Source organism: Streptomyces sp. CBMA29, assembly GCF_014596445.1.
Taxonomy (GTDB): Bacteria; Actinomycetota; Actinomycetes; order Streptomycetales; family Streptomycetaceae; genus Actinacidiphila.
Genome location: NZ_MECL01000019.1, coordinates 27,535 through 53,497, shown reverse-complemented (window position 1 = coordinate 53,497; position 25,963 = coordinate 27,535). Strand labels below are relative to the sequence as shown.

Genomic DNA, 25,963 nt, shown 5'->3' with positions numbered 1-25,963 from the left:
ACCGGTCGCCTCCACCGGCAAGGGCACGCCCGCCATGGCCTCGGGCGCCCCGCAGCGCCTCGCCGCGGACGGTCTCGACCCCGAGAGCGAGACCATGATCCGCTCCGAGGAGGAGATGCACGTCAGGGTCGAGCGGGAGACCATCGGCCAGGCGCGGCTGCACAAGGTCGTGGACGTCGAGGAAGTCGAGCAGACGGTGCCGATCCGGCACGAAGAGGTCCACCTGGTCCGTGAGCCCATCGACCCGAAGACCGCCGCGGGCCGCACCGGCGACATCAGCGAGGCCGAACAGGTCGTCACCCTCCACGAGGACAAGGCGATCATCGAGACCGAAGTCGTGCCGAAGGAGCGCGTCCGCATGCGCGTGGACGAGCACGTCGAGCAGAAGACCGTGCACGGCCGGGTCCGCAAGGAGCGGATCGAGACCGACACGAGCCCCGCGACCACCGAGGAGACCAGCGGCTACGAGGGCGAGCAGGGCCGCAAGGGCCGCCGCTTCGGTAGCTGAACCGACCTGACGGCCGGTCGAACGGCCTCATCGCACCACGCGAGCGGGCCCCCACCCCCTGAATCCGGGGTGGGGGCCCGCTTCCGTGCCCGCGGACGCGCCGCGGGCACGGAAACGGGCCCGTGAGCGGCGGCTCGGCGCAACGAATCGCCGGTAGTGCCGGTGAAGACGCAACGAACAGCGGCAGCGGCCGCAATGATCGCGTCTTGCCGCCGCCACGCGCGCAACCGTACTGTCGAAGGAGTCCCGTACACCCTCTCTGAACAGGCGAAAGAGATCCATGGCACCGTTGCGCGCAGCGCTGTATCAGGGGCCGGGCGGCGTACCCGAATCGGTGGACGCGGCGCTCGCCGGATTCGAGGAGGCGGCTCGACGGGCCGCCGAGGGGGGAGCGCGGCTGCTGGTGACGGCCGAGCTGTCACTGACCGGCTATGCGGTCGGCGACCGTCTCGCGGCGCTGGCGGAGGAGGCCGACGGACCGTCGGCGCGACGAGTGGCGGAGATCGCCGCCCGGCACAGGATCGCCGTCGTCTACGGCTACCCCGAGCGGGACGGCGCTGCCGTGCACAACGCGGCGCGGCTCATCGGCCCGGACGGCACCCCGCTCGCCAACTACCGCAAGACGCACCTGTTCGGGGACTTCGAGCGATCCGCCTTCACCGCCGGTGACACGCCCGTCGTGCAGGCCGACGTCGACGGTGTACGGATCGGCCTGCTGATCTGCTACGACGTCGAATTCCCCGAGGCGGTACGGGCGCACGCGCTCGGCGGCACCCAACTCCTCGTCGTGCCGACCGCTTTGATGCGGCCGTACGAATTCGTGCCGCGCACCCTCGTCCCGGCCCGCGCGTACGAGAGCCAGGTGCACCTGGCGTACGCCAACCGCTGCGGGGCCGAGGGCGACTACCACTTCGCGGGGCTGAGCTGCCTCGTCGGGCCGGATGGGACGGTGCGCGCGCGGGCCGGGACCGGCGAGGAACTGGTCTTCGCCGACGTGGACCCGGCGCTGATCGACGCCGCCCGCGCGGAGACGCCGTATCTGGCCGACCGCCGCCCGGAGTTGTACCGCGCGCTCGGCTGAGCCCCCCATGCTCGGCTGAGCCCCGCGCGCCGGAGCGTCCCGCGAGCGCCCGTAACCCCCTTTTCCGCCACACCAGTTCAGCCAGGAGAGCCGCCCCATGACGTCCGTGCCCACCGCGGTCCACGACGAGCAGCACGCCGAGGCCCAGGAGCAGCCGCCCGTCACCATGTTCGGGCCGGACTTCCCCTACGCCTACGACGACTTCCTGGCGCACCCGGCGGGCCTCGGCGCGGTACCGCCCAGCGAGCACGGCACAGAGGTCGCGGTGATTGGCGGCGGCCTGTCCGGCATCGTCACCGCGTACGAACTGATGAAGATGGGCCTCAAGCCCGTTGTCTACGAGGCGGACCAGATCGGCGGGCGGCTGCGCACGGTCGGCTTCGACGGCTGCGATCCCGGCCTCACCGCGGAGTTGGGCGCGATGCGCTTCCCTCCGTCGTCCACCGCCTTCCGGCACTACGTGGACCTGGTGGGTCTGGAGACCAAGCCGTTCCCCAACCCGCTGGCGCCCGGCACGCCTTCGACCGTCGTGGACCTCAAGGGCGAGTCGCACTACGCCACATCGGTGGACGACCTGCCCGAGGTCTACCACCAGGTGATGCACGCCTGGAACGCGTGCTTGGAGGACGGCGCCGACTTCTCCGCGATGCAACGGGCCCTGCGCGAGCGGGACATCCCCGTGATCCGGGAGATCTGGTCGGCGCTGGTCGAGAAGCTGGACAACCAGACCTTCTACGGCTTCCTGTGCGACTCCCCGGCCTTCGCGTCCTTCCGGCACCGCGAGATCTTCGGGCAGGTCGGCTTCGGCACCGGCGGCTGGGACACCGACTTCCCCAACTCGATCCTGGAGATCCTGCGGGTCGTGTACACCGGCGCGGACGACGACCACCGCGGCATCGTCGGCGGCTCGCAGCAGCTCCCGCTGCGGCTGTGGGAACGCGAGCCCGACAAGACCGTGCACTGGCCGAAGGGCACCTCGCTGCGCTCCCTGCACGCCGCCCGCGACGGCCGGCCGCGCCCGGCGGTGACCGGGCTGCACCGTACGGCGGGCAACCGGATCACCGTCACGGACGCCTCGGGGGACATCCGTACGTACCGGGCCGCCGTCTTCACCGCGCAGAGCTGGCTGCTGCTGTCCAAGATCGCCTGCGACGACTCGCTCTTCCCGATCGACCACTGGACGGCGATGGAGCGCACCCACTACATGGAGTCCAGCAAGCTCTTCGTGCCGGTGGACCGGCCCTTCTGGCTGGACAAGGACCCGCGGACCGGCCGCGACCTGATGTCGATGACGCTCACCGACCGGATGACCCGCGGCACGTACCTGCTGGACGACGGACCCGACCGGCCCGCCGCGATCTGCCTGTCGTACACCTGGTGCGACGACAGCCTCAAGTGGCTGCCGCTGAGCGCCCACGAGCGCATGGAGGTCATGCTGAAGTCGCTCGGCGAGATCTATCCGGGCGTCGACATCAGGAGGCACATCATCGGCAATCCGGTGACGGTCTCCTGGGAGAACGAGCCGTACTTCATGGGCGCGTTCAAGGCCAACCTGCCCGGCCACTACCGGTACCAGCGGCGGCTGTTCACCCACTTCATGCAGGACCGGCTGCCCGCCGACAAGCGTGGCATCTTCCTCGCGGGCGACGACATCTCCTGGACCGCGGGCTGGGCCGAGGGCGCCGTGCAGACCGCGCTCAACGCGGTGTGGGGCGTCATGCGGCACCTCGGCGGCGCGACCGACCCGCTGAATCCCGGCCCCGGCGACCGCTACGACGAGATCGCGCCGGTGCTGCTCCCGGAGGACTGAGCCGGAGGACCAAGCCGGAGGACCAAGCCGGAGGACTGAGCCGGAGGGCTGGGAACGGGGCCCGCACGTCACGTACGACGGCCCACCGGCGTGAGCAGGAAGCGGCCGACCAGGCCGACGCCCGCGTCCAGGCGGCTCACGCACTCCTCGTACGCGTCCGGCCTGTCGCGCAGCGCCCACAGCAGCCGGGCCGCCGCCCAGGCCGCGTCCCGCGCCCGGTCCAGGCTCCACGAACCCACGACGTGGGTCAGCGGATCGGCGAGTTCGAGCAGGTCGGGGCCCGGCATCAGCTCTTCGCGCACGCGCTCCTCGACGCCGGTCAGGATCTCGCCGACGCGGTCGAAGTCGGCGGCCAGGGCGGGGGGTTCACGGCCGACGGCGCGGCAGGTGTCGACCACCGCCAGGGGGAGGTCGTGGCCGACATGGGCGTTGATGCCCGCCAGGGCGAACTGGAGCGGGCGGATGTCGCGGTGGGCGCGCATACGGAGCAGGGGCCGCCAGGACGCCGGCGCTTGCCTTCCCCTGGCGTCGTCCTCGACGGCCGTCAGGTAGCGGTTCGCGAACCGCACCGCCAACCGGGTCGCCGTCTCGGCGTCCTCGAAGCTGTTCGCGGCCAGTTGCCGCCCCACCTCGCGTGTCACCTCCACGTACACGGCGTTGAACACGCCCAGTCCGTCGCGGCGGTCCCCCGCCCGCCGCATCCGCCCCACCACCGAGGCGACATCCTGCTCCGTCGTCCGCATCCCCCCACCCTCCCGCGCCGCTCCACCCCGGCGCCTGCGGCGCGACCGGTTTCCCCTCCGCACCACCCGTGCGGCGCCGGTCGCGCTGTTCAGAGGGCGCCCGCCGCGGCGGCGGACCAGACGGTGGGGTGGAGGGGGCGGAAGCCCAGTTCGCGGTGGATGCGCAGGGGGGAGGAGATGCCCTCCCAGGGGTCGGGGAGAGGGCGGTCGGCCATGCCGGCAGGCACCTCGGCCCCGTTGACCCAGTGGATTTCGAGGGCGGTGACCGGCGCGTCGTCGGTGATGTTGTAGATCCGCCCGGCCACACCGGGGGCGTACAGGACGCGCAGGAGGCCCTGGGCGACATCGGCGTGGTGGACCATGGACATCCGGCGGTGGGCGGGCCAGTCCCCGGCCCACCGCAGCGCCTGCGGAAGGTGGGGATCGCCCTCGCCGTAGACGAAGGAGAGCCGCCCGACGCGCACGTCGATCCCACTGTCGCGGCCGAGGGCGAGCAGCCCGACCTCGGCCGCGCGCTTGGCGGCGGGATAGGCGCCCCACAAGGAGGCGCCGGGCAGCGTCTCGTCGTCCTCGACGGCCGGACGGCCGCGGCCTGCGCCGTACACCAAGGTGGTGCTGACCTGCACGAAACGGCCCACGCCCGCGTCGGCGGCGGCGCGGCCGAGGCCGAGCGCGGCGTCGCGGTTGACGGCCCACGCCTCCTCGTCGGGGACGCCGCGGAAGGCGGCGGCGATGTTGAGCACGGCGTCGGCGCCCGACACGGCCTCGCGGACGTCGTCGGCGTCACGCAGCTCGCCGACCACCGCCTCCGCGCCGAGCCGGGTGAAGGGCTCGGCGCGCGCCTCGTCGCGTACCAGGACGCGTACGGTGTCGGCGGTCCCCGCCCGTTGCAGCAGGCGGGGTACGAACCGGCGTCCGACCTGTCCCGTCGCGCCGGTGACCAGGATCTTCATAAGGTGCTCCTCGTGGTGCGGACCTGCGGCGGGACCCGGTGGTCCGCCGCTGTCCCCACCCTGCGCGGTGCGGCGCGCGGGCGGCAGAGACCTCTCTATCCGGGGAGTGGCACTCCCTGGATAGCCGCGCGGCGCGGACGCATGCTGGAAGGGTGAACCGACCCGAGCTCGCCGACTTCCTGCGCCGCTGCCGCACCCGCCTCGCCCCCGCCGACGTGGGCCTGGCCGAGGGGGCCAGGCGCCGCACGCCGGGGTTGCGCCGCGAGGAGGTCGCCCAGCTCGCCGGGATGTCGGCGGACTACTACGCGCGGCTCGAACAGTCCCGCGGCCCGCGCCCCTCGCGCCAGATGCTCACCGCGCTGGCCCGCGCGCTGCGGCTGACCGCGGACGAGCGGGACCATCTGTTCCACCTGTCGGGGGAGGAGCCGCCACGCGAGACGGGCGGCAGCGGGCACGTCAGGCCGGGGCTGCTGCTGGTCCTCGACCGGCTGCACGACACGCCCGCCCAGGTGGTGAGCGACTTCGGCGACGTCCTCGCGCAGAACGCGATGGCCGCGGCCCTGCTCGGCGACGTGTCGGCCCGGCCGCCCGCGCAGCGCAATGTCGTACGGCGGATGTTCACCGACCCCTCCGCCCGCGCGCTGTTCCCCGCCGAGGACCACGAGACGCTGGCCCGTCACCATGTGGCGAATCTGCGCGCCGTGCTCGCGGCCCGACCCGACGACCCGCGCCCGGCCGCGCTCGTGGCCGAACTGCGCGCGCAAAGCCCGCAGTTCGCCCGGATGTGGGACGACCACGAGGTCGCGGTGCGCCGCTCGGACACCAAGCGCTTCCGCCATCCGGTCGTCGGGGAGCTGGAGTTGGACTGCGAGGTGCTGCTCAGCCCCGAGCACGACCAGCGGCTGATCGTCTACACCGCGCGGCCCGGCAGCGCCGCGTACGACCGGCTGCGGCTGCTCAAGGTGGTCGGCCTCCAGGACCTGGCCGTCGGCTGAAACGGTCCCAGGACCGTCGCCCCCCGCGGGCCGCGGAACGTGACTGTCACGGCCCAACTCCCTTCGTACGTACGGGCGATGGCGCCTACGTAAGGGGTATGGAGGCGCGCCCGTGCCATGGCGTATTCCCGCGGCATCATTTGCCCCCTGGCATGCCCAACAGCGAGTGAAGGGCCGCTAACGTGAAGACACGGTCCGGCGGGCACGAATCCCCCGTGCGTGCCCGCCGGACCTTCGCTTCCCCGGGAATCCCCAGGGTTCCCCGGACGTTCCGGACCGTGCCGCCGCCCCGCTCCCCGCGCGGGCCGCGCGTACGGCCTCGCCCCTGCCGTCGCCGTACCGGATCAGTCGGCCGCGGCCCCGCCCGTCGCGGCGGCGACCCCCGGCGCGGGCGCGGGGGAGCCGGTGACCTCCTTGCCCGCGGCCGGGCGGACGACGCCCGCGCCCAGCACCAGGCCGAGGGTGAGGACGGTGACCAGCGTGAAGGAGACCGTCAGCGAGGTGGCCCCGGCGATACCGCCGATCGCGGCCGGGGCGACCAGGCCCGAGGTGTAGGTGACGGTGGCGACGCCCGCGATGGCCTGGCTCGGATGGGGGCCGCTGCGCCCGGCGGCGGCGAAGCACAGCGGCACGACCACGGATATCCCGATGCCGAGCAGCGCGAAGCCCGCGATGGCGGGCAGCGGCGAATGCGAGAGCACCACCAGCAGACCGCCGAGGGTGGCGAGCACACCGCCCGACCGCAGCGTCCGTACCGCGCCCAGCCGCCGTACCGCGAAGTCGCCGAACAGCCGGGTGACCGCCATCGTGCAGGAGAACGCGGTGTACGCGACCGCCGCGATGCCGGGCGAGGCCCCGGCGACATCGCGCAGGTAGACCGCGCACCAGTCGGAGCTGCCGCCCTCCGCGAACACCCCGCAGAAGCCGATCGCCCCGATCACGAGCGCCGTGCGCGGCGGCAGGGCGAACCGCGGCGGCGCGGCCTCGTCCGCGTCCGGCCGGATGTCGGGCACCCCGGCGCAGACCAGATAACTCGTCACCAGCAGCGCCGCGGCCATCGCGCCCAGATGGATCCTGCCGTCGAGCCCCGCGTGCGCCGCGGGCACGCCGATCGCCGCGCCCACCAGGGTGCCGACGCTCCACATGCCGTGCAGCCCCGACATGATCGACTTGCCCTTGCGGTGCTCCACCTCGATGCCGATCGCGTTCATGACGACATCCGCCATGCCCGCGCTGGCTCCGAAGGCGAGCAGTGCCAGGCACAGCCACGGCAGACCCGGCATGACCGCGGGCAGCGCCAGTACGGCCGTCCACATCCCGAGCAGGACGCGCAGCGCGGTACGGGAGCCGAGGCGGTGCATCAGCCGTCCGGCCAGCGGCATCATCAGCGACGAGCCGATCGCGGGACAGGCCAGCGCCAGGCCGAGAGCGCCGGGTCCCAGGGACAGATGGTCCTTGATCCACGGGATACGGGTGGCGAAGGTGCCGCTCGCCGCGCCGTGCACGGCGAACGCGATGGCGATGGCCATATGGGCCCGGCGGATCCGGGACGGAGCCGTCTTGTCGTCGGCGGCGGCGGTTGTCATGCGGCGTAAACTATCAGGAAGGCTACCTGAAAGTTAAGGGGTCATCGGCTGCCCGGAAACGGGGTGACCGGGCCGACGACTCACCGGTTCACGGGCTCGACCAGTCCGCGCTTCGGTCGGGCACCCGCTCCGGGAAGCCGTACGGCGTACGGGCCCACCGGCCCGGTCTGGAAGGATTCCCGCATGACCGTCACCCGCGCGCTTCCGGGCCGCAACGCGTCACCGCGCACCGCCCGCGCCATCAACGACCGCCTCGCCCTCCGCCTCCTCCAGCAGGAAGGCCCGCTCACCGCGGGGCAGTTGAAGGAACTCACCGGAATGTCCCGGCCGAGCGTCGCCGACCTCGTCGAGCGGCTCCAGGACTCCGGACTGATCGAGGTGGTCGGCGAGGCGGGCGAGGACAGACGCGGACCCAACGCGCGGGTGTACGGCATCGTCGCCGACCGGGCGTACGTCGCCGGACTCGACATCCGCGTCGAGAGCATCGGCGTGGAGATCGCCGACCTCCTCGGCCGCACCGTCGCCCGCGCCGACCTGCACGTGCCGGACGGGGCCGACCCGGCCGGGACCGTGGCCGAGGGCGTCGCACTGCTGCGCCGCGCCATCCGCACCGCGGGCGCCACCGGACTCCACACCGTCGCCGTCGGCGCGCCCGGCCTCGTCGACCCGGTCACCGGACGGCTGCGCGCCGCCAACGCGCTGCGCTCCTGGCACGCGGACCTGGTCGACGAGATCCGCTCCCGGCTCGGCGTGCCCGTGCTGCTGGAGAACGAGGTCAACCTCGCCGCCGTCGCGGAACAGCGCGTGGGCGCCGCGCGGAACGACGACACCTTCGTCCTGCTCTGGATCGGCGGAGGAGTCGGCGCCGCCGTCGTCCTCGACGGCAAACTGCGCCGCGGCGCGTCGGGCGGAGCAGGCGAGGTCGGCTTCCTGCCGCTGCTCGGCACCCCCGAGCTGCCGACCGCCACCGACTGCGACAACGGATACCACGGGCTGGTCGGCAGCCGCGCCGTCTGCGCGCTCGCCCGCGACCACGGAATCCCCGTCGGGGGCGCCGACGAGGCCGAGGGGGCCGCCGCGGCCGTCACCGCCGCGCTCGCCGCAGGCGCCGCCGCCGAAGGCTTCCTCGCCGAGCTGGCCTCGCGGATCGCCGTCGGGGCCGCAGCCATCTGCGCGGTGCTCGACCCCGGACGGGTCGTCCTGGCCGGTGAGGTCGCCCAGGCCGGAGGGGCCGCCCTGGCCGAACGCGTCGCCGAGTGCCTCGCACGCATCTCACCGCTGCCGACCGTCGTACGGGCCAGCGCCGTGCACGGCGGCGCCGTCCTGCGCGGGGCCGTGGTCACGGCCACGGACGCGGCCCAGGAGGAACTGTTCGCACCCGCGGTGTGAGGCAGGGCACACGGACGCCCTGGAGGCCGCGGGGGTGTGCGTGGCACACTGGTGCCGTACCAGTGACGTTTGCGCACTCCGGGGTCGGTGTAATTCCGAACCGGCGGTTACAGTCCGCGACCCGTCCGCAGCCAGCGGCCGGTTGACCAGGTGAAATTCCTGGACCGACGGTGAAAGTCCGGATGGGAGGCAGTGCGCGGCGGGCGTTCACTCGGGTACGCCGCCGTCAGCGGCCCCGCGCGCACAGCGCGAGCGGTCCGCGGCCGTCACCGGCGTACGCGATGGTTCGGTTGTCCCGCTCCACATCCCAACGCCCCGGAGTCCGTGCCCGAAGAGGCAGGAGGACCCGGTGGCCACCGCCACGGAAACCGACGCGATGCGACGCGCTGTCGCGCTGTCGGCCCGCGCGCTCGGAGACACCGCCCCCAACCCGGTCGTCGGCTGCGTGATCCTCGACGCCGAGGGCGCCCGGGTCGGCGAGGGCTGGCACCAGCGGGCCGGCGGCCCGCACGCGGAGGTGCACGCGCTGTTCGCGGCCGGTGAGCGGGCCAGGGGCGGCACCGCCCTGGTGACGCTGGAACCCTGCAACCACACCGGCCGTACCGGCCCCTGCGCCCAGGCGCTCACCGAGGCCGGGATCGTCCGCGTGGTCTACGCGGTCGCCGACCCCAACCCGTCGGCCTCCGGCGGCGCCGCCACCCTGCGCGCGGCGGGCGTCGAGGTCGAGGGCGGACTCCTGCGGGACGAGGCGGAGGCGGTCAACGTCGCCTGGCTCACCTCGGTCCGCCTCGGCCGCCCGTACGTGCGCTGGAAGTACGCCGCCACCCTCGACGGCCGGATCGCCGCCGCCGACGGTACGAGCCGCTGGATCAGCTCCGCCGAGTCCCGCGCCGACGTGCACCGACTGCGCGCGGAGTCCGACGCGGTCGTGGTCGGCTCCGGCACCCTGCGGGCCGACGACCCCCATCTGGCCGTACGCGGCATCGACGGGGTGACCCAGCCGCTGCGCGTCGTGGTCGACACCCGGGCCCGTACCACCGCCGCCGCCCGCGTGCTCGACGACGCGGCGCCGACCCTCATCGCCGTCGGCGAGGACGCCGACACCTCCCACCTGCCGGGCGTCGACACCGTACGGCTGCCGTACGCCAGGACCGAGGACGGTACGGAGGGCGGCGGCGTCGATGTGGCCGCGCTCCTGGCCGCACTGCACACGCGCGGGGTGCGCTCGGTACTGCTGGAGGGCGGGCCGACGCTGGCCGGGGCGTTCGTCGCCGCCGGAGCCGTCGACGCGGTCACCGCGTATCTGGCCCCCGCGCTGCTCGGCGCCGGGCCCAACGCGCTCGGCGACGCAGGAATCACCACCATCGCGCGGACGTTGCGGCTCGACGTGACCGATGTCGCCCGCCTCGGGCCCGACGTGCGCGTCACGGCGGTACCTGCCGTACCCGCCGTGTCCCCCTCCTCCCCCTCTCCTCAGGAGCGCTGAAGTGTTCACCGGAATCGTCGAAGAACTGGGTGAGATCACCGGCGTCGAGGACCTGGGCGACGCCAGCCGCTTCCGGGTCCGCGGGCCCGTCGTGACCGAGGGCGCCAAACACGGCGACTCCATCGCCGTCAACGGCGTCTGCCTGACCGTGGTCGACTTCGGCGAGGACGACTTCACCGCCGACGTGATGGCCGAGACGCTGAACCGCTCCAGCCTCGGCGCCCTCGGCCCCGGTTCACGGGTCAACCTGGAGCGCCCGATGGCACTCGGCGGGCGGCTCGGCGGCCACCTCGTCCAGGGCCATGTGGACGGCACCGGCGAGGTCGTGGAGCGCAAGCCCGCCGAGCACTGGGAGATCGTCACGATCTCGCTCCCCGACGACCTGTCCCGCTATGTGGTCGAGAAGGGCTCCATCACCGTCGACGGCATCAGCCTGACCGTGGTGGACGCGGGCGCCGACTTCTTCACCGTCAGCCTCATCCCGACCACCCTCGCGCTGACCACGCTCGGCCTCAAGCAGCCCGGCGACCCGGTCAACCTCGAAGTGGACGTCATCGCCAAGTACGTCGAGCGGATGCTGGGCGAGCGCGCGGCCGTCACCGGGCGGGATCCGGGACCGGAGGCCGTGAAGTGAGCGCCCTGCACTGGCTGAACAGCGAGGCGTTCACCGCCTTCGACCAGCACGTGATGTGGTCGGACATGATCGGCAATCTGCTCGGTCTCGGCGCGCTGGCACTGGGCTGGCGGCGCGCGATGCTCACCTGGCCGGTCCAACTGCTCTCCGGCGCCGTGCTGGTGGCCGCCTTCTGGGCCGCGCACCTCGGCGGCGGCGTCGGCAAGCAGTTCGTGGTGATCACCGTCGCCGTGTGGGGCTGGTACCAGTGGCGGCGCGGCCGGGACGGCAGCGGACGGCTCGCGGTCCGCTTCGCCACCTGGCGCGAGCGCGCGGTGCTCGTCGTCGCCACCGGGCTCGGCACCGTGGCCGTCGCCTCGCTCTTCCTCGCCTACCCGTCGCTGTCCTGGAACCCGTGGCCCGACGCGTACATCTTCGTCGGGACGCTGGCGGCGATGGTCGCCCAGGCGCGCGGCTGGGTCGAGTTCTGGTTCGCCTGGCTGGCGGTCGACGCGGTCGGCGTACCGCTCAACTTCCACAGCGGGCTGCCGTTCTCGGGCCTGGTCTACATCATCTACTTCTTCCTGGTGATCGTCGGAATGTACGCCTGGTGGCAGCAGACCAGGGCCGCCGCGGCCACGACCGCTTCCGACGCAGCCGCTTCCGACTCCACCTCGCAGAACACCGTTCCGGAGGGAGTGACGGCATGAACGCCGTGACCGCACTGCACAACGACTGGTACGAGGACGGTGACCTGGTGCTCGACCCGGTCGAACAGGCCATCGCCGACATCGCCGCGGGCCGCCCGGTCGTGGTGGTGGACGACGAGGACCGGGAGAACGAGGGCGACCTCATCGTGGCCGCGCAGAAGGTCACGCCCGAGATCGTCGCCTTCATGATGACCGAGTGCCGCGGGCTGATCTGCGTACCGCTGGAGGAACCCGACCTCGACCGGCTGGAACTGCCGCAGATGGTCGACGCCAACACCGAGTCGATGCGCACCGCCTTCACCGTCACGGTCGACGCGAGTGCCGAGCACGGCGTCAGCACCGGCATCTCGGCCGCCGACCGGGCCGCCACGATACGGCTGCTGGCCGACCCCGCCTCGCGGGCCACCGACTTCGTCCGGCCGGGACACGTCTTCCCGCTGCGCGCCAGGCCCGGCGGCGTCCTGGTCCGCAACGGCCACACCGAGGCGGGCGTGGACCTGGCCCGGCTCGCCGGACTGCACCCGGCCGCCGCCATCGTGGAGATCGCCCGCGAGGACGGCACGATGGCCCGGCTGCCCGAGCTGGTGCCCTTCGCCCGCAAGCACGGCCTGTCGATCATCTCCATCGAGGACCTGATCGCGTACCGCCGCTCGTCGGAGCCGACCGTCCGCCGCGAGGCCGAGACGACGCTGCCCACCGCCTTCGGCGACTTCCGCGCCTTCGGCTACCGCTCCACCACCGACGGCGTCGAGCACATCGCGCTGGTCGCGGGCGACATCGGTGACGGCACCGACGTCCTGGTCCGGGTGCACTCCGAGTGCCTGACCGGTGACGTCTTCGGCTCGCAGCGCTGCGACTGCGGCCCGCAGCTCCAGACCGCGCTGCGCAAGGTCGCCGAGGAGGGCCGGGGCGTGGTGCTGTACCTGCGCGGCCACGAGGGCCGGGGCATCGGCCTGATGTCCAAGCTGCGCGCGTACGAACTCCAGGAGCGCGGCCGGGACACCCTGGACGCCAACCTCGAACTCGGCCTGCCCGCCGACGCCCGCGACTACGGCGCCGCCGCGCAGATCCTCGCCGACCTCGGGGTCGGCTCGCTGCGGCTGATGACCAACAACCCCGCCAAGACCGGCGCGTTGGTCCGGCACGGCCTCGACGTCCTCGGCAGGGAACCCATGCCGGTCGCCGCCGGGGAGCACAATCTGCGCTATCTGCGGACCAAGCGGGACCGGATGGGCCACGACCTGCCGTGGCTCGACGCGGGCCAGAGCACCACCTGCGCCAACCAGTAGCGCCAACCAGTAGAACGCCCCGCCCTGATACGAGCGATGGCCATGGGATGCCTGATTGCCTTGTTACGGGTGATCAGGTGGAGACAACCGGCACGACAGCACATCGAGCACCGAGGAGAGAAGTGAGCGGTAAGGGCGCCCCCGAGCTGACCGTGAAGAACTGCGGCGACCTGCGTGTGGCCGTGATCGCGGCGCAGTGGCACACCCAGGTGATGGACGGCCTGGTCGACGGGGCGATGCGCGCCCTGCACGACCTCGGCATCGACGAGCCGACGCTGCTGCGCGTGCCCGGCAGCTTCGAACTGCCCGTGGTCGCCAAGGTGCTGGCCGGCCGCGGCTACGACGCGATCGTGGCGCTCGGCGTCATCATCCGCGGCGGCACCCCGCACTTCGAGTACGTCTCCCACGGCGTCACCGCCGGGCTGACCCAGGTCGCCGTGGACAGCGGTGTGCCCGTCGGCTTCGGCGTCCTCACCTGCGACACCGAGGAGCAGGCGCTGGACCGCGCCGGACTGCCGGGATCGAATGAGGACAAGGGACACGAAGCGGTCACCGCGGCCGTCGCGACGGCCACCATCCTGCGCTCGGTCTCCGAACCCTGGCGCTGAACAGGCGGCGGTTCCCCGTAGGCTAGGCCCCACCATGGCCAACAAGACATTCGAGCAGCTCTTCACCGAGTTGCGGCACAAGGCCGCCACCGGCGACCCCAGCACGTCCCGCACCGCCGAGCTGGTGGGCAAGGGCGTGCACGCGATCGGCAAGAAGGTGGTCGAAGAGGCCGCCGAGGTGTGGATGGCGGCCGAGTACGAGGGCGCCGACGCCACCGCCGAGGAAATCTCCCAACTGCTGTACCACGTTCAGGTGATGATGGTCGCCCGGGGTATCTCCCTGGACGACGTCTACGCCCATCTCTGAGCGCGTACGCGACCCGTACGCGCTCAGCGGCAGCCGGCCGCCACCCCCGTCACCCGTACCGCTTCCACAGCCTGCCCACGACCCGAAACCCGCCTCAGAGAAGGAAACCGTCCTCATGCTGCGCATCGCCGTCCCCAACAAGGGCTCATTGTCCGGACCCGCGGCGGCCATGCTCCATGAGGCCGGCTACCGGCAGCGCAAGGAGTCCAAGGAGCTCGTGCTGGTCGACCGGGACAACGAGGTGGAGTTCTTCTACCTGCGCCCGCGCGACATCGCGATCTACGTCAGCACCGGCCGCCTCGACATCGGCATCACCGGCCGCGACCTGCTGCTGGACTCCGGCGCGGTCGCCGAGGAGATCCTCCGGCTCGGCTTCGCCCGCTCCACCTTCCGCTACGCGGCCGAGCCCGGCACCGCCGACACCGTCCAGGACCTCAACGGCAAGACGGTGGCGACCTCGTACGAGGTCGTCGTCGAGAAGCACCTCGCGGACCACGGCATCGAGGCGTCCGTCGTCCACCTCGACGGCGCCGTCGAGACCGCCATCCAGCTCGGTGTCGCGCACGCCATCGCCGACGTGGTGGAGACCGGCACCTCGCTGCGGAACGCCGGGCTCGAAGCCTTCGGCGAACCCATCATGGAGTCCGAGGCCGTGGTGATCCGGCGCACCGGGGCCGACCCGGACGAGCCCAAGGTCCGGCAGTTCCTGCGCCGCCTCCAGGGCGTCCTGGTCGCCAGGCGCTACGTGATGATGGACTACGACATCCGTGTCGAGCAGGTCGAGAAGGCCGTCGCCCTCACCCCGGGCCTGGAGTCGCCCACCGTCTCCCCGCTGCACCACGAGGGCTGGGTCGCGGTCCGCGCCATGGTCCCGACCAGCGACGCCCAGCGGATCATGGACGAGCTGTACGACCTGGGCGCCCGCGCGATCCTGACCACCGGCATCCACGCCGCGCGGCTGTGACCGGCGCCGAGGACCGTACGCGGGCGGCGCTCGACGGGCTGCCGCGTACCTTCCGTCCCGTCGTCACCCGCGTGGTGCTGCTGTCCCTGGGCGCCGCGCTGGTGGTGGCGCTCACCGTCGTCGCGCTGATGATGCCGCACGACGGCGCCGGCCCCTGGAGCACGGGCGACCGGATCACCGTGATCATGGTGGGCGTGCTGATCGCCGCGGTGCTCGCGCTGCTCAGCCGCCCCAAGGTGACCGTGACGGCCGACGGCGTGACCGTGGTGAATCTCACGGTGAAGCGGCGGCTGGCGTGGGCCGAGGTGGTGCGGGTCAATCTGCGGCCGGGCGACGCCTGGGTCCATCTCGACCTCGCCGACGGCACGACGCTGCCCGTGATGGGCATCCAGCCCGGTATCGCCAAGGAGCAGGCGCTGCACGACGCCAGGCTGCTGCGCTCGCTGGTGGAGACGCTGGGTGAGGCGCAGGGCACGACGTCCGCCGACCACTGAGCGCGCGGCGGTGAACCCGTCGGCGAACCCTTCCGCGAGCCCGTCCGCGAGCCCGTCCGTGAACGCTGCCCCCGCCGTCCTTCGCGGGCGCGGCGCCAATGGCTACTCTGGGGGACGAACGGCGCCCACCGCGCTTGCCCCGCACCCCTGGTGCACCGCCCGCGGGGCCCCGACCAACCAAGGAGTGACACTCACACCCCGATGGACGAACCGTCCGGTAGTACCTGCGCCGCCCCTCCCTCCCGGGAATCCGGAGCGGCGGCCTCATGAGCACCTCACTGCTGCTGCTCGCGGCAGCCCTCGTCCTGATCCTTGCCAACGGCTTCTTCGTCGCCGCCGAATTCGGCCTGGTGACCGTGGAGCGCCCCGCGGCCGAACGCGCCGCCGCGGCCGGTGACCGCCGGGCCCGCAGTGTCGTGGCCGCCCTGCGCAAACTCTCCTTCCAGCTCTCCGGCACCCAGCTCGGCATCACCATCACCTCGCTGGTCGTCGGCATGCTGGCGGAACCCGCACTCGCCGACCTGCTGACCGGCCCGCTGACCTCGGCCGGCATCCCGGACGGCGCCGCCCCCGGCATCGCCGTCGTCGTCGGCATGATGGTCGCCTCCGCCGTCCAGATGGTGATCGGCGAACTCGTCCCCAAGAACTGGGCGGTCTCCCGCCCGCTGGCCGTCGCCCGGGTGGTGGCCGGACCGCAGCGCGTCTTCTCCACCGTCTTCCGGCCCGTCATCGAAGTGCTGAACACGGCCGCCAACCGGCTGGTGCGGCTGTTCGGAGTCGAGCCCGCCGACGAGCTGGCGTCCGCCCGTACCCCCACGGAACTGGTCTCCCTGGCCCGGCACTCGGCGCTCGCCGGGACGCTGGAGCAGGACACCGCCGACCTCTTCGTACGCACCCTGTCGCTCGGCGACCTCATCGCGGAGAACGTGATGACCCCCCGCGTCCGGGTCAGCGCGCTGGAGGACACCGCCACCGCCGCCGATGTGCTCAACCTGACCAGGGCCACCGGCCTGTCCCGCTTCCCGGTCTACCGGGAGCGGCTTGACGACATCATCGGCATGGTCCACCTCAAGGACGCCCTCGCCGTCCCCGCCGAGCAGCGCGACCGCGTCCCCGCGGGGACGATCGCGGTCGCCCCGCTGCTCGTCCCGGAGACCCTGCCGGGCCAGCAGCTCCTGGAGCTGCTGCGCAGCCAGCAGCCGATCGCCGTGGTCGTCGACGAGTACGGCGGCACCGCCGGGGTCGTCACGCTGGAGGACATCGTCGAGGAACTGGTCGGCGAGGTGCGCGACGAGCACGACGCCGCCGACCTGCCCGAACTGGTGCAGGTCCCGGCGGCCGAGGCAGACGGACCCGCCTGGGACGCCGACGGAAGCTGCCGGATCGACACCCTGACGAGAATCGGCCTGCAGGCCCCCGAGGGACCCTACGAGACGGTCGCCGGCCTCGTCGCCGACCTGCTCACCCGGATTCCCGAACCGGGCGACGAGGCCGAACTGCCCGGCTGGCGGCTGCTGGTCCGCGAGGTCACCCACCACCGGGCCGAACGCGTACGGATCGTGCGTACGGATCGCGTGGCGGGGGAGGCGAGCTCGTGATGAGCGCTCTCCAACTCCTGTTCGCCGTCCTGCTGGTGCTCGGCAACGGCTTCTTCGTCGGCGCGGAATTCGCCCTGGTCTCGGTCCGCCGCAGCCAGATCGAACCGCTCGCCGCCGAACAGCGCAGGGCCCGTACCGTGCTGTACGGCCTCGAACACCTCCCGCAGATGATGGCCGCCGCCCAGTTCGGCATCACCGTCTGCTCGTTGACCCTCGGCGCGGTCGCGGAACCGACCATCGCGCACCTGCTGGAACCGATCTTCGAGGCGGTGCGCGTCCCCGAGGACTTCGTGCACCCGATCGGATACGTCCTGGCGCTGGCCGTCGTGGTCTTCCTGCACCTGGTGATCGGCGAGATGGTGCCGAAGAACCTGGCGATGGCCGCACCGGAGAAGACCGCGCTGTGGCTGAGTCCGGGTCTCGTCGGCTTCGCCAGGGTGTTCCGCCCGGTGATCTCGGTGCTCGGCACCTGCTCCCGGCTGATCCTGCGGGCCTTCGGCGTGGAGCCGAAGGACGAGGTCGACTCCGTGTTCACCAGCGCGGAACTGACCGTGCTGGTCGAGGACGCCCGGCAGGCCGGACTGCTCGACATCGACGAGCAGGAACGCCTGGAGGACGCACTGGAGCTGGGCACCCGCCCGGTCACCGAAGTGCTGCTCACCCCGGCGGAGCTGATCACCCTCGACCCGGCCGCCACTCCGCGGCAGGTCGAGGAGCTGACGGTCCGCACCGGGTACTCGCGCTTCCCGATCGCGGGCGCGGGCGCGGACTTCCTCGGCTACCTCCACGTCAAGGACGTCCTCGACGCGGACGACCTGGACCGGCCCGTGCCGCAGCGGCTCTGGCGGCCGATCACCACCCTGCGGGCCGACCTGCCGCTGGACGACGCGCTCACCGCGATGCGGCGCGCCGCCTCGCACCTGGCCGCCGTCGCGGACGCCTCGGGACGGGTCCTCGGCCTGGTCGCGCTGGAGGACGTCCTCGAAATGCTCGTCGGCGAGGTGAAGGACCCCGCCCACCGCGCGCCTTCCCCCGCCCGGGAGGTGCCGCTCCCGCACGCCGCGGAGGACTCCGCCGAACTGGTCAGGTAGATCCGGTAGGTCCGGTAGGTCCGATAGGGCAGTGCCCGAAGGGGCGTGCGGAACCGCGTGTTCAGCGGTTCCGCACCCCCCTTCTGCGTCTGGTCCGGACGGTCCGGACGGTCCGGACGGGCCGGGCGGGCCCGCCCGGCCCGCCCGGTGCTACTCGACCGGGTCGGTCGGGGTCGCTCCGGGGCCGCGCCCCGAGAGGACTTCGCCGTACGCCTGCATGAGGTCGGGCAGGCGCAGGGTGGACAATTCGTTGCGGCTGGGCGCGGCCGGGTACTCGGACAGCCGCAGGTCCCGGTAGGCGCAGCTCTTCTCGTACAGGGTGCGCAGCAGGCGTCCGTTGCCCAACTCGTCGATCCAGCCCTGGTCCACCACGTGGCCCGCGATGGCCTTCAGCTCCTCCAGTGCCTCCTCGTCCCAGCGGTCGCCGTTCTCCGCGGCGAGGACTTCACCGATCCGGGTGAGTTCCAGCGGCCGGTAGCTGGGGAAGTCGACGCGGGTGGTGAAACGGGAACTGAGTCCGGGGTTGGCGGCCAGCAGCCGGTCCATCCCCTCGGGGTAACCCGCGAGGATGACCACGAGCCGGTCGCGGTTGTCCTCCGCGCGCTTGAGCAGCACCTGAAGCGCCTCGTCGCCGTACGCGTCGCCCTTGCTGTAGCCGGAGTTGGACAGCGCGTACGCCTCGTCCACGAAGAGCACGCCGCCGAGCGCGGAGTCGATCAGCTCATTGGCCTTCACCGCGGTCTGGCCGAGGAATTCGCCGACCAGATCGGAGCGTTGGGCCTCCACGAGGTGGTCGCCGCCGAGCAGCCCGAGTGCGTAGAAGACCCGGCCGAGGATGCGGGCGACGGTGGTCTTGCCGGTGCCGGAGGGCCCGGAGAAGACGAAGTGCCGTTTCGGCGGCTGCACCGGCAGGCCCTGTCCGGCCCGCAGCCGGGCCATCCGCAACTGCGCGGACAGCGCCTTGACCTGGCGCTTGACCGGCTCCAGACCGACCATCCTGTCCAGTTCCGCCAGCGCCTGGGTGAGCAGCACCGGGTCGGAGCCGCCCATCGGGACCTGCACCGGCAGGGCGCCGCCGAGCGGGGCGGCGGACCGGCCGCGTACGTCGTCGTCCAGCGGGCCCGCGGACAGCGGCGACTCGTCGGGTTCCGGCCCCGGACCGCGGCCCTCGCCGGGGTCGGCCAGCAGCGCGGACTCCATGTCGACGCCGCCCTCCGGCATCGCCTGCCCGGTCCCGGCCAGCGATACGGCCGCCAGCCCCAGGCCCTCGTCGAGGCCGTCGTCGGTCTCGTGGATCGCGGCCAGCCGGGCGGAGGTGTCCATGAAGGCGGGGTCGACGCGGTGCACCGCCCGGTAGAGCGGCACGGCCGCCGCCGTACGCCCGGTGCCCTCGTACGCGCGGGCCAGCCAGTAGCGCAGCTCCTTGCGCTGGGGCTGCTCGCTGCGGCAGCGCATCAAGGCGGCGGCCAGCAGCGGCTCGGCCTGGCCGCACATCTCCAGCCTGACCCTGGCCATGCCGCCGAACAGCCCTGCCTCGATGCCGAGTACGGGATCGCCCAGCAGCGGCTCGGTGTGCCGGACCAGCCGCTCCCAGTCCTTGACGAGATAGGCACGGCAGGCGTGCAGGAAGCGGACCTGCGGGTCGGTGTCGACCGGCGGGCAGTCCGCCAGGGCCCGGTCCAGCTCGGCGACATGGCGGCCGTCCAGCCAGTGCGAGGCGTGCGCCAGCAGCAGGTCACGGCTGGTCTCCAGCACCGGCTGCACCCACCAGCCCAGCCAGTACCAGGAGTTGAGGGTCCTGCGGTGGGCGGCCCGCTGCTCGCCGAAGCGGTCGCGGTGCCGGTACATCTGGAGCAGCGCGGTGGCGGTGTCCGCGCGCAGCGCGTGCAGCCCGAGCCAGGCGTCCGCCATGCCGGGGTCGATCCGGACCGCGGTCCTGAACTCCTCCTCGGCCTGGACGTAGGCGCCCATCGTGTACGCGTCGACGCCGCGCAGCCAGGCGAGATCGGCCGGGGCGCCCGGACGCTCGGTGCCGAAGTCCATCAAGTCCCCACCAATCGTTCCCCCGCGCCGCACTGTCGCCCGCTGTCCCAACCCGTGCGCACCGGGCGGGAGTTGGGGCAGGCGACAGTCCACCCCCGGCTGCCGGTCCGCCCTTTTCGCATCGTACCCGCGATGTCCCGCGGGCCGTAGGGTGCCGTGACCTGCGGGACAGCGTGAATCCGCGCGAGCGCGGGGAACGCGGCCCCGACGTACGGCCGTCGGGCGGTGACCGTGAGTGAGAAAAACCGGCTCTCGACGGGCCGATTCCGGCCCGGAGACAGGGCAGAGCCCCCGGTCACGGGGGAACAACCGGGGGCTCCGCGTCTTGTCGACGGCCGTCTCCGGCCGCTTGTTGAAAACGTAAGTGCTGGATACCCGGCCGGTCAAGCGGTGTTGACGGACGTGTGTCCGGCGGCGGGGGAGTGGCGGCGGGCTGCCGCCGAGCCGTCACTCCCGGTGATCACGGGCGGGGTTCGGGACGGCCCGGCAGCCGCCGGCGTCGTCGGTCTGGCGCACCAGAAGGTCGGCGAAGGGGCGGGACGGATCCGCGGCGAAATGCGTGTCCTCCGCGCGGGACCAGCCGGTCCAGAAATGCGCCAGTTCCGGTCCGTCGCGCAGCAGTCCGCGCTGGCGCGCGGTCGCCGGGTCCACCTCCAGCCACAGCAGCAACGCCAGATACGGGCGCAGCGCCCGCCGCCCGCTGCCGACGCCGTCCAGCAGCACGACCGGCGCGGCCGGGATCTCCCGCTCGCCCGCGAAACGGCGCGCGGTCCAGTCGTACACCTGGTGCCGGGCGGCCCTTCCCTCGCTCAGCGGCGTCAGCACCTGTTCGGCCAGGCGGCCGGTCCACTCGAACGGCTCCTCGTGCGTGGCCAGGTCGTCCAGATGGACGACGGGCGCGCCGCCCAGTTCCGCCGCCAGCCGCCCGGCCAGCGTGCTCTTGCCCGAGCCCGCGTGCCCGTCCACGGCGATCAGCCGCGTCCGCCCGCAGGACGGCTCCGCCCCGTCGAGCAGCCGCCCCAGCTCCCGTACCGTCAGTCCGTTCACCCACCTGACCTTACGGTGGGCCCGCGCCCTGTCGCGTGTCCGCGCGCCGGTGGTCCGTGCAGGTCGGCCGCGGGTCCGTGCCGGGCCGGTCGGTGGGCCGGCGGTCCCGCGCTCCCGCCGGCCGGGTGGGCGGTACGGTGCGAAGGTGACCCACTCCGAGAGCGGCGGCGCAGCCGCATCCGTGCTGTACACCTCCGAGCGCCTGACGAGGGCGTGTACCGAGGCCGAAACGGCGGGCGTCCAGGCCCTGCTGGTGGCGCCCGGCGCGGACCTGCGCTATCTCACCGGGTATCAGGCGCTGCCGCTGGAGCGGCTGACGTGCCTGGTGGTGCCGGTGGAGGGCGAGCCCTTCCTGGTGGTGCCGCGGCTGGAGAAGCCCGCAGCCCAGGCGTCGCCCGCCGGCGGGCTCGGCATCGAGATCGTCGGGTTCGACGAGACGGACGACGCGTACGCGCTGATCGCCCGGCGGCTGCCCGCCGGGATGGCCCGCTTCGCCGTCGACAACCACATGTGGGCCGAGAAGCTGCTCGCCTTCCGGGCCGCGCTGCCGGACGCCGAGGCCGTCCTCGCCGGTGACGTGCTGGCGGAGCTGCGGATGCGCAAGACCCCGGCGGAGATCGCCGCGCTGCGCCGCGCGGGCGGGGCGATCGACCGGGTGCACCGCAGGATCGGTGAGTGGCTGGTGCCCGGCCGCACCGAGCGCGAGGTCGCCAAGGACATCGCGGACGCCATCATCGAAGCGGGCCACGAGCGGGTCGACTTCGTGATCGTCGGGTCGGGGCCGAACGGCGCGAGCCCGCACCACGAGGTGTCGGACCGGGTGATCAGGGCGGGCGACCCGGTGGTGATCGACATCGGCGGCACCACCGCGGAGGGCTACTGCTCGGACTCCACCCGTACCTACGCCGTGGGCGAGCCGCCCGCCGCCTTCCGCGAGCTGTACGACGTGCTGTTGCGCGCCCAGACCGCGCAGACCGCGGCGGTACGGCCCGGTGTCACCGCGGAGGAACTGGACGCCGTCGGCCGGGACATCATCACCGACGCGGGCTACGGCGAGCACTTCATCCACCGCACCGGACACGGCATCGGCCTGGACACCCACGAGGAGCCGTACATCGTGGCGGGCAGCAAACGCCCCCTCGAACCGGGAATGGCGTTCTCCGTGGAACCGGGCATCTATCTGCCCGACACGTTTGGCGCACGCATCGAGGATATTGCCGTCTGTACGGAAAGCGGTGGCGAGCGGCTCAATCTGACAGGGCGTGACCTGGTGGTTCTTCCCTGTTGAGTGCCAGTGGTCCAGTCCAATATTGTTCCCGGCGCGCGGTCGGAAACCCTGGTGGAAACGGCCGGTGAACGACGATAGTTGGGGCCACCTGTCATGCACCCGTAGGAGCGGACAGGAATTCCCGATCACATCGAGGGGAACACCGCCATGACCAGACCCGCGCCCCGGCGTGCCGTACTGACCGCCGCGCTCGCGGCGGCCGCGGCCACCGCGACCGCGTCCGCGCAGTCCGCCTCCGCCGCCCCGGCCACCACCTCCGGCGCGGCCGTTCCCGACGCCGCGCGACACCAGGGAGGCGGCGGCACGCCCGACGCCGCCCCCGTCGACTACCACGGCTGGACCTCGCTGCCCGACTGGCTGTTCGGCGCCCACCACGGCACGCTGCCGCTGCCCGGCCGCCGGCCCGGCGTGGTCATCGGCCGCGCCACCGGCACGCTCGACTACACCGACCCGCACACCGGCACCACCGCCACGTGGGAGTCGGCCACCTGGACCTCGCCGGTCCGCCGGGTGCCGCACCCCGCCAGCGAGCTGATCGCGTCCTGGAACGCGCACACCCCGGCCGGCACCTGGATCCAGATCGAACTGCTCGGCACGTACACCGACGGCACCGCGACCCCGGCGTACGTCATGGGCCGGTGGACCGCGGGCGACGGTCCCGAGGACATCCGCCGTACCTCGGTGGACGACCAGACCGACGGCAAGAGCAGCATCTGGACCGACACCTTCTCCATCGACGACACCACCGCGGGCCCGCTGCTGGCCTCGTACCGGCTGCGGCTGACGCTCTTCCGCAAGCCCGGCAGCCACGCCACGCCCACCGTGTGGCGGCTCGGCGCGATGGCGTCCAACATCCCGGACCGCTTCACCGTCCCGGCGTCGGTGCCGGGCGTGGCCAAGGGCGTCGAACTCCCGGTGCCGCGCTACTCGCAGAACATCCACAAGGGCGAGTACCCGGAGTACGACAACGGCGGCGAAGCCTGGTGCAGCCCGACCTCCTCGACGATGGTCATCGAATACTGGGGCCGCGGCCCCACGGCCGCCGACCTGGCCTGGGTGAACCCCGCCTACGCCGACCCCCAGGTCGACCAGGGCGCCCGCTACACGTACGACTACCAGTACGAGGGATGCGGCAACTGGCCCTTCAACGCGGCCTACGCGGCCACGTACAAGGACCTCCAGGGCGTCATCACCCGGCTGCACTCGCTCGACGACATCGAGCGGCTGATCAAGGCCGGTATCCCCGTCATCACCTCGCAGTCCTTCCTCGCCACCGAACTGGACGGCGCGGGATACGGAACCTCGGGCCACCTGATGTGCGTCGCGGGCTTCACCGCGGACGGCGACGTCGTCGCCAACGACCCGGCCAGCTCCAGCGACGACGCGGTGCGCAACATCTACAAGCGCGCCCAGTTCGAGACCATCTGGCTCCGCACCAAGCGGATCAACGCCACCGGCGGCGTCAGCGGCGGCACCGGCGGTGTCGCCTACGTCTACTTCCCGGCGCAGCCGAGCCCCGGCCAGCGCCGCGCGCTGGCGGCGGTCGGCATCGTCTGACATCCCTTCGGCCGGGCTGCTGTCTGTCCGGTTGTCCGTCCGTCCGACCGACCGACCGTCCGTTTCCGGCCCGGCCCCGCTCCCCGTACGCGACGGGGCGGGGCCGGGTGCGTTCGGGGTGGACAGGCCGTCGCACGTGGGGAATTGGACTCGAAGTGGTAGAGACCAATTCGTGGTTTAGTCCAAAGGTCTGGACCAACCATTGACGGGTTCGCGTCACCGCAGGATTCTGTCTGCCACGTTCCCCCACAGGAGGCTAGACGTGAACCGTCTCAAAGCAATCGGCTCGGGCGTGGCCGCCGTCGCCCTGGCCGTGGCCGGGCTCGGCACCGTTGCCGCTCTCGGCCCAAGTCAGGCCAGCGGAGCCACGGTCTCGACGAACGCCCTGACCAACAACTGGTACGCCGCCGCCCCGTATCTGATGCCCAACGACAACAACCCGCCGAGCGCGACCGCCATCATGGACGCGACCGGCCTGAAGGCGTTCCAGCTCGCCTTCATCCTCGCCCCCAACGGCGGCGGGTGCAGCCCCACATGGGACGGGACCAGCGCGGTGTCCTCCGACACGGCGGTGGCGAACGTGATCTCCGCGATCCGGGCCAAGGGCGGAGACGTGTCCGTCTCCATCGGCGGCTACGGCGGCACCAAGCTCGGCCAGGCGTGTTCCGACGCCGCGTCCACGGCCGCCGCGTACCAGCAGGTCGTCACCAAGTACCAGCTCAAGGCGATGGACTTCGACCTGGAGGAGCCGGAGTACGAGAACACCGCGGCCGTCGCGCGCGAGATCGGCGCGGCCAAGATCCTCCAGCAGAACAACCCCGGCCTGTTCATCTCGGTGACCACGGCGGGCACCGCGGCGGGCACCGGCTGGTTCGGCCAGCAGATGCTCAACGAGGCCAAGTCGCAGGGCTTCACCCCCAACAACTTCTCGATCATGCCGTTCGACGGCGGCTTCAACGGGGCGGCGTCGCAGACCAGCGCGCTCACCGCCTTCAACGGCCTGCTGAAGACCACCTTCGGCTGGGACACCGCCACCGCGTACGCCCACGAGGGCTTCTCCGGCATGAACGGCCGCAGCGACACCGGCGAGTACTTCTACCAGGCCGACTTCCAGACCGTGCTGGACTACGCGACCAGCCACGGCATGGGCCGCTTCACCTTCTGGTCGCTCAACCGCGACCGCCAGTGCAGCCCGCCGGACAACAACGGCAGCACCTCGGGCACGTGCAGCAGCGTGGCGCAGAACTCCTGGGACTTCGCCAAGTACTCGGTGAAGTTCGCGGGCGCCACGCCTCCCACCAACCCGCCCACGACGCCGCCGACCACACCGCCGACCACCCCGCCCGGCGGCGGCACCTGCACGGTCGCCCAGTGGGCCGCCTCCGCCGTCTACGTCGGCGGCAACGAGGTGGCGCACAACGGGCACAAGTGGAAGGCCAAGTGGTGGACCACCAACGAGGAGCCCGGCACCACCGGCGAGTGGGGCGTGTGGCAGGACGAGGGCGCCTGCTGACCGGCCGCCGACCGTGACCGTCCGACGACCCGGGGCGGCGGCCGGACAGGCCGCTGAACCGCTGTCGGTCGAACTGGTCTGAACTGGTCTGAGGCTGTCCGAAAACCTATCGCGGGTCCGCGGCCGTCACCGGCAGCGGACCCGCGCTGGTGTGTGCGCGAGTCCGCATCTGCGCGTTTTCGCAAATGCACATGCTGGTGGTTGTTGACCGAAAACGGACCCTGGATCTCCGGTCGCGTGTTTCACTCCGAACACGTGATCAGTAGCCTCGCAGGGTAGACAGGTGCGCG

General features: G+C 72.4%; 23 protein-coding genes and 1 riboswitch. Of the genes, 18 read left to right on the top strand and 5 right to left on the bottom strand.

The window, feature by feature from the left end:
- The 3 genes from BGM09_RS03185 to BGM09_RS03175 all read left to right on the top strand — a co-directional run.
- Positions 1 to 508: YsnF/AvaK domain-containing protein (locus BGM09_RS03185; RefSeq protein ID WP_223186224.1), on the top strand; the 508-nt coding region annotated here is incomplete at its 5' end.
- A 280-nt stretch (positions 509 to 788) separates the two neighbouring features.
- Positions 789 to 1,589: a carbon-nitrogen hydrolase family protein gene (locus tag BGM09_RS03180; RefSeq protein ID WP_188279821.1), complete on the top strand. Its 801-nt coding sequence runs from the start codon at positions 789 to 791 to the stop codon at positions 1,587 to 1,589.
- A gap of 97 nt (positions 1,590 to 1,686) precedes the next feature.
- A complete protein-coding gene (locus BGM09_RS03175) occupies positions 1,687 to 3,399 on the top strand; it encodes a flavin monoamine oxidase family protein (RefSeq protein ID WP_188279820.1) in 1,713 nt (570 codons plus the stop codon).
- Positions 3,400 to 3,467: 68 nt separating this feature from the next.
- On the opposite strand, the gene BGM09_RS03170 is transcribed toward BGM09_RS03175, so the two are convergent.
- A complete protein-coding gene (locus BGM09_RS03170; RefSeq protein WP_262928347.1) occupies positions 3,468 to 4,142 on the bottom strand; it encodes a DUF5995 family protein in 675 nt (224 codons plus the stop codon).
- A gap of 89 nt (positions 4,143 to 4,231) precedes the next feature.
- Complete coding sequence (locus tag BGM09_RS03165) at positions 4,232 to 5,095, bottom strand: NAD-dependent epimerase/dehydratase family protein (protein WP_188279819.1); 864 nt, start codon at positions 5,093 to 5,095, stop codon at positions 4,232 to 4,234.
- A 152-nt stretch (positions 5,096 to 5,247) separates the two neighbouring features.
- On the opposite strand from BGM09_RS03165, the gene BGM09_RS03160 reads away from it, so the two are divergent.
- On the top strand, positions 5,248 to 6,090 hold the full coding sequence (locus BGM09_RS03160; RefSeq protein ID WP_188279818.1) for a helix-turn-helix transcriptional regulator: 843 nt from the start codon (positions 5,248 to 5,250) through the stop codon (positions 6,088 to 6,090).
- 344 nt (positions 6,091 to 6,434) lie between these two features.
- Here the strand turns inward: BGM09_RS03160 and BGM09_RS03155 are convergent, their stop codons facing one another.
- Positions 6,435 to 7,676, bottom strand: coding sequence for an MFS transporter (locus tag BGM09_RS03155; protein WP_188279817.1), 1,242 nt, complete (start codon positions 7,674 to 7,676; stop codon positions 6,435 to 6,437).
- Positions 7,677 to 7,859: 183 nt separating this feature from the next.
- Here BGM09_RS03155 and BGM09_RS03150 point away from each other — a divergent pair, with 183 nt between their 5' ends.
- The 11 genes from BGM09_RS03150 (at position 7,860) to BGM09_RS03100 (ending at position 18,225) form a co-directional block, all read left to right on the top strand.
- Positions 7,860 to 9,065 (top strand): ROK family transcriptional regulator, encoded by a 1,206-nt coding sequence (locus BGM09_RS03150; RefSeq protein ID WP_188279816.1) that lies wholly within the window; start codon positions 7,860 to 7,862, stop codon positions 9,063 to 9,065.
- A 69-nt stretch (positions 9,066 to 9,134) separates the two neighbouring features.
- Positions 9,135 to 9,265, top strand: a riboswitch (FMN riboswitch).
- Between the two features lie 149 nt (positions 9,266 to 9,414).
- Positions 9,415 to 10,551 carry a bifunctional diaminohydroxyphosphoribosylaminopyrimidine deaminase/5-amino-6-(5-phosphoribosylamino)uracil reductase RibD gene (gene ribD / locus BGM09_RS03145; protein WP_188279815.1) on the top strand — a complete coding sequence of 379 codons (1,137 nt, stop codon included), beginning with the start codon at positions 9,415 to 9,417 and terminating at the stop codon, positions 10,549 to 10,551.
- 1 nt (position 10,552) lies between these two features.
- On the top strand, positions 10,553 to 11,185 hold the full coding sequence (locus tag BGM09_RS03140; protein ID WP_188279814.1) for a riboflavin synthase: 633 nt from the start codon (positions 10,553 to 10,555) through the stop codon (positions 11,183 to 11,185).
- Complete coding sequence (locus tag BGM09_RS03135; protein WP_188279813.1) at positions 11,182 to 11,874, top strand: nicotinamide riboside transporter PnuC; 693 nt, start codon at positions 11,182 to 11,184, stop codon at positions 11,872 to 11,874. The genes BGM09_RS03140 and BGM09_RS03135 overlap by 4 nt, the downstream gene beginning before the upstream one ends.
- On the top strand, positions 11,871 to 13,163 hold the full coding sequence (locus BGM09_RS03130) for a bifunctional 3,4-dihydroxy-2-butanone-4-phosphate synthase/GTP cyclohydrolase II (RefSeq protein WP_223186223.1): 1,293 nt from the start codon (positions 11,871 to 11,873) through the stop codon (positions 13,161 to 13,163). Before BGM09_RS03135 ends, BGM09_RS03130 begins: the two co-directional genes overlap by 4 nt.
- 122 nt (positions 13,164 to 13,285) lie before the next feature.
- A complete protein-coding gene (gene ribH / locus BGM09_RS03125; protein ID WP_188279812.1) occupies positions 13,286 to 13,771 on the top strand; it encodes a 6,7-dimethyl-8-ribityllumazine synthase in 486 nt (161 codons plus the stop codon).
- 34 nt (positions 13,772 to 13,805) lie between these two features.
- Positions 13,806 to 14,078, top strand: coding sequence for a phosphoribosyl-ATP diphosphatase (locus tag BGM09_RS03120; RefSeq protein ID WP_188279811.1), 273 nt, complete (start codon positions 13,806 to 13,808; stop codon positions 14,076 to 14,078).
- 115 nt (positions 14,079 to 14,193) lie between these two features.
- Positions 14,194 to 15,042 (top strand): ATP phosphoribosyltransferase, encoded by an 849-nt coding sequence (hisG, locus tag BGM09_RS03115; protein WP_188279810.1) that lies wholly within the window; start codon positions 14,194 to 14,196, stop codon positions 15,040 to 15,042.
- Positions 15,039 to 15,536 carry a PH domain-containing protein gene (locus BGM09_RS03110; protein WP_317452505.1) on the top strand — a complete coding sequence of 166 codons (498 nt, stop codon included), beginning with the start codon at positions 15,039 to 15,041 and terminating at the stop codon, positions 15,534 to 15,536. Before hisG ends, BGM09_RS03110 begins: the two co-directional genes overlap by 4 nt.
- Before the next feature lie 266 nt (positions 15,537 to 15,802).
- Complete coding sequence (locus BGM09_RS03105; protein WP_188279809.1) at positions 15,803 to 17,134, top strand: hemolysin family protein; 1,332 nt, start codon at positions 15,803 to 15,805, stop codon at positions 17,132 to 17,134.
- Positions 17,134 to 18,225 carry a hemolysin family protein gene (locus BGM09_RS03100; RefSeq protein ID WP_188279808.1) on the top strand — a complete coding sequence of 364 codons (1,092 nt, stop codon included), beginning with the start codon at positions 17,134 to 17,136 and terminating at the stop codon, positions 18,223 to 18,225. The genes BGM09_RS03105 and BGM09_RS03100 overlap by 1 nt, the downstream gene beginning before the upstream one ends.
- A 150-nt stretch (positions 18,226 to 18,375) precedes the next feature.
- Here BGM09_RS03100 and BGM09_RS03095 read toward each other — a convergent pair whose 3' ends face one another.
- Positions 18,376 to 20,268: an AAA family ATPase gene (locus BGM09_RS03095; protein ID WP_188279807.1), complete on the bottom strand. Its 1,893-nt coding sequence runs from the start codon at positions 20,266 to 20,268 to the stop codon at positions 18,376 to 18,378.
- A gap of 447 nt (positions 20,269 to 20,715) precedes the next feature.
- Positions 20,716 to 21,315 (bottom strand): uridine kinase, encoded by a 600-nt coding sequence (locus BGM09_RS03090; protein ID WP_188279806.1) that lies wholly within the window; start codon positions 21,313 to 21,315, stop codon positions 20,716 to 20,718.
- Between the two features lie 145 nt (positions 21,316 to 21,460).
- On the opposite strand from BGM09_RS03090, the gene BGM09_RS03085 reads away from it, so the two are divergent.
- The 3 genes from BGM09_RS03085 to BGM09_RS03075 all read left to right on the top strand — a co-directional run bounded on the left by BGM09_RS03085 (position 21,461) and on the right by BGM09_RS03075 (position 25,673).
- Positions 21,461 to 22,603, top strand: a complete 1,143-nt coding sequence (locus BGM09_RS03085) for a M24 family metallopeptidase (protein WP_188279805.1) — start codon at positions 21,461 to 21,463, stop codon at positions 22,601 to 22,603.
- A 147-nt stretch (positions 22,604 to 22,750) separates the two neighbouring features.
- A complete protein-coding gene (locus tag BGM09_RS03080; RefSeq protein WP_188279804.1) occupies positions 22,751 to 24,160 on the top strand; it encodes a peptidase C39 family protein in 1,410 nt (469 codons plus the stop codon).
- Between the two features lie 262 nt (positions 24,161 to 24,422).
- Positions 24,423 to 25,673 (top strand): carbohydrate-binding protein, encoded by a 1,251-nt coding sequence (locus tag BGM09_RS03075; RefSeq protein ID WP_317452504.1) that lies wholly within the window; start codon positions 24,423 to 24,425, stop codon positions 25,671 to 25,673.
- Positions 25,674 to 25,963 lie beyond the last annotated feature (290 nt).

Bases quoted from the DNA above. Each gene is read 5' to 3' on its own strand.
- BGM09_RS03180 (WP_188279821.1), top strand. From the start codon at position 789: ATGGCACCGTTGCGCGCAGCGCTGTATCAGGGGCCGGGCGGCGTACCC.
- BGM09_RS03175 (WP_188279820.1), top strand. From the start codon at position 1,687: ATGACGTCCGTGCCCACCGCGGTCCACGACGAGCAGCACGCCGAGGCC.
- BGM09_RS03170 (WP_262928347.1), bottom strand. From the start codon at position 4,142: ATGCGGACGACGGAGCAGGATGTCGCCTCGGTGGTGGGGCGGATGCGG.
- BGM09_RS03165 (WP_188279819.1), bottom strand. From the start codon at position 5,095: ATGAAGATCCTGGTCACCGGCGCGACGGGACAGGTCGGACGCCGGTTC.
- BGM09_RS03155 (WP_188279817.1), bottom strand. From the start codon at position 7,676: ATGACAACCGCCGCCGCCGACGACAAGACGGCTCCGTCCCGGATCCGC.
- BGM09_RS03150 (WP_188279816.1), top strand. From the start codon at position 7,860: ATGACCGTCACCCGCGCGCTTCCGGGCCGCAACGCGTCACCGCGCACC.
- BGM09_RS03130 (WP_223186223.1), top strand. From the start codon at position 11,871: ATGAACGCCGTGACCGCACTGCACAACGACTGGTACGAGGACGGTGAC.
- BGM09_RS03120 (WP_188279811.1), top strand. From the start codon at position 13,806: ATGGCCAACAAGACATTCGAGCAGCTCTTCACCGAGTTGCGGCACAAG.
- hisG (WP_188279810.1), top strand. From the start codon at position 14,194: ATGCTGCGCATCGCCGTCCCCAACAAGGGCTCATTGTCCGGACCCGCG.
- BGM09_RS03105 (WP_188279809.1), top strand. From the start codon at position 15,803: ATGAGCACCTCACTGCTGCTGCTCGCGGCAGCCCTCGTCCTGATCCTT.
- BGM09_RS03100 (WP_188279808.1), top strand. From the start codon at position 17,134: ATGAGCGCTCTCCAACTCCTGTTCGCCGTCCTGCTGGTGCTCGGCAAC.
- BGM09_RS03095 (WP_188279807.1), bottom strand. From the start codon at position 20,268: ATGGACTTCGGCACCGAGCGTCCGGGCGCCCCGGCCGATCTCGCCTGG.
- BGM09_RS03080 (WP_188279804.1), top strand. From the start codon at position 22,751: ATGACCAGACCCGCGCCCCGGCGTGCCGTACTGACCGCCGCGCTCGCG.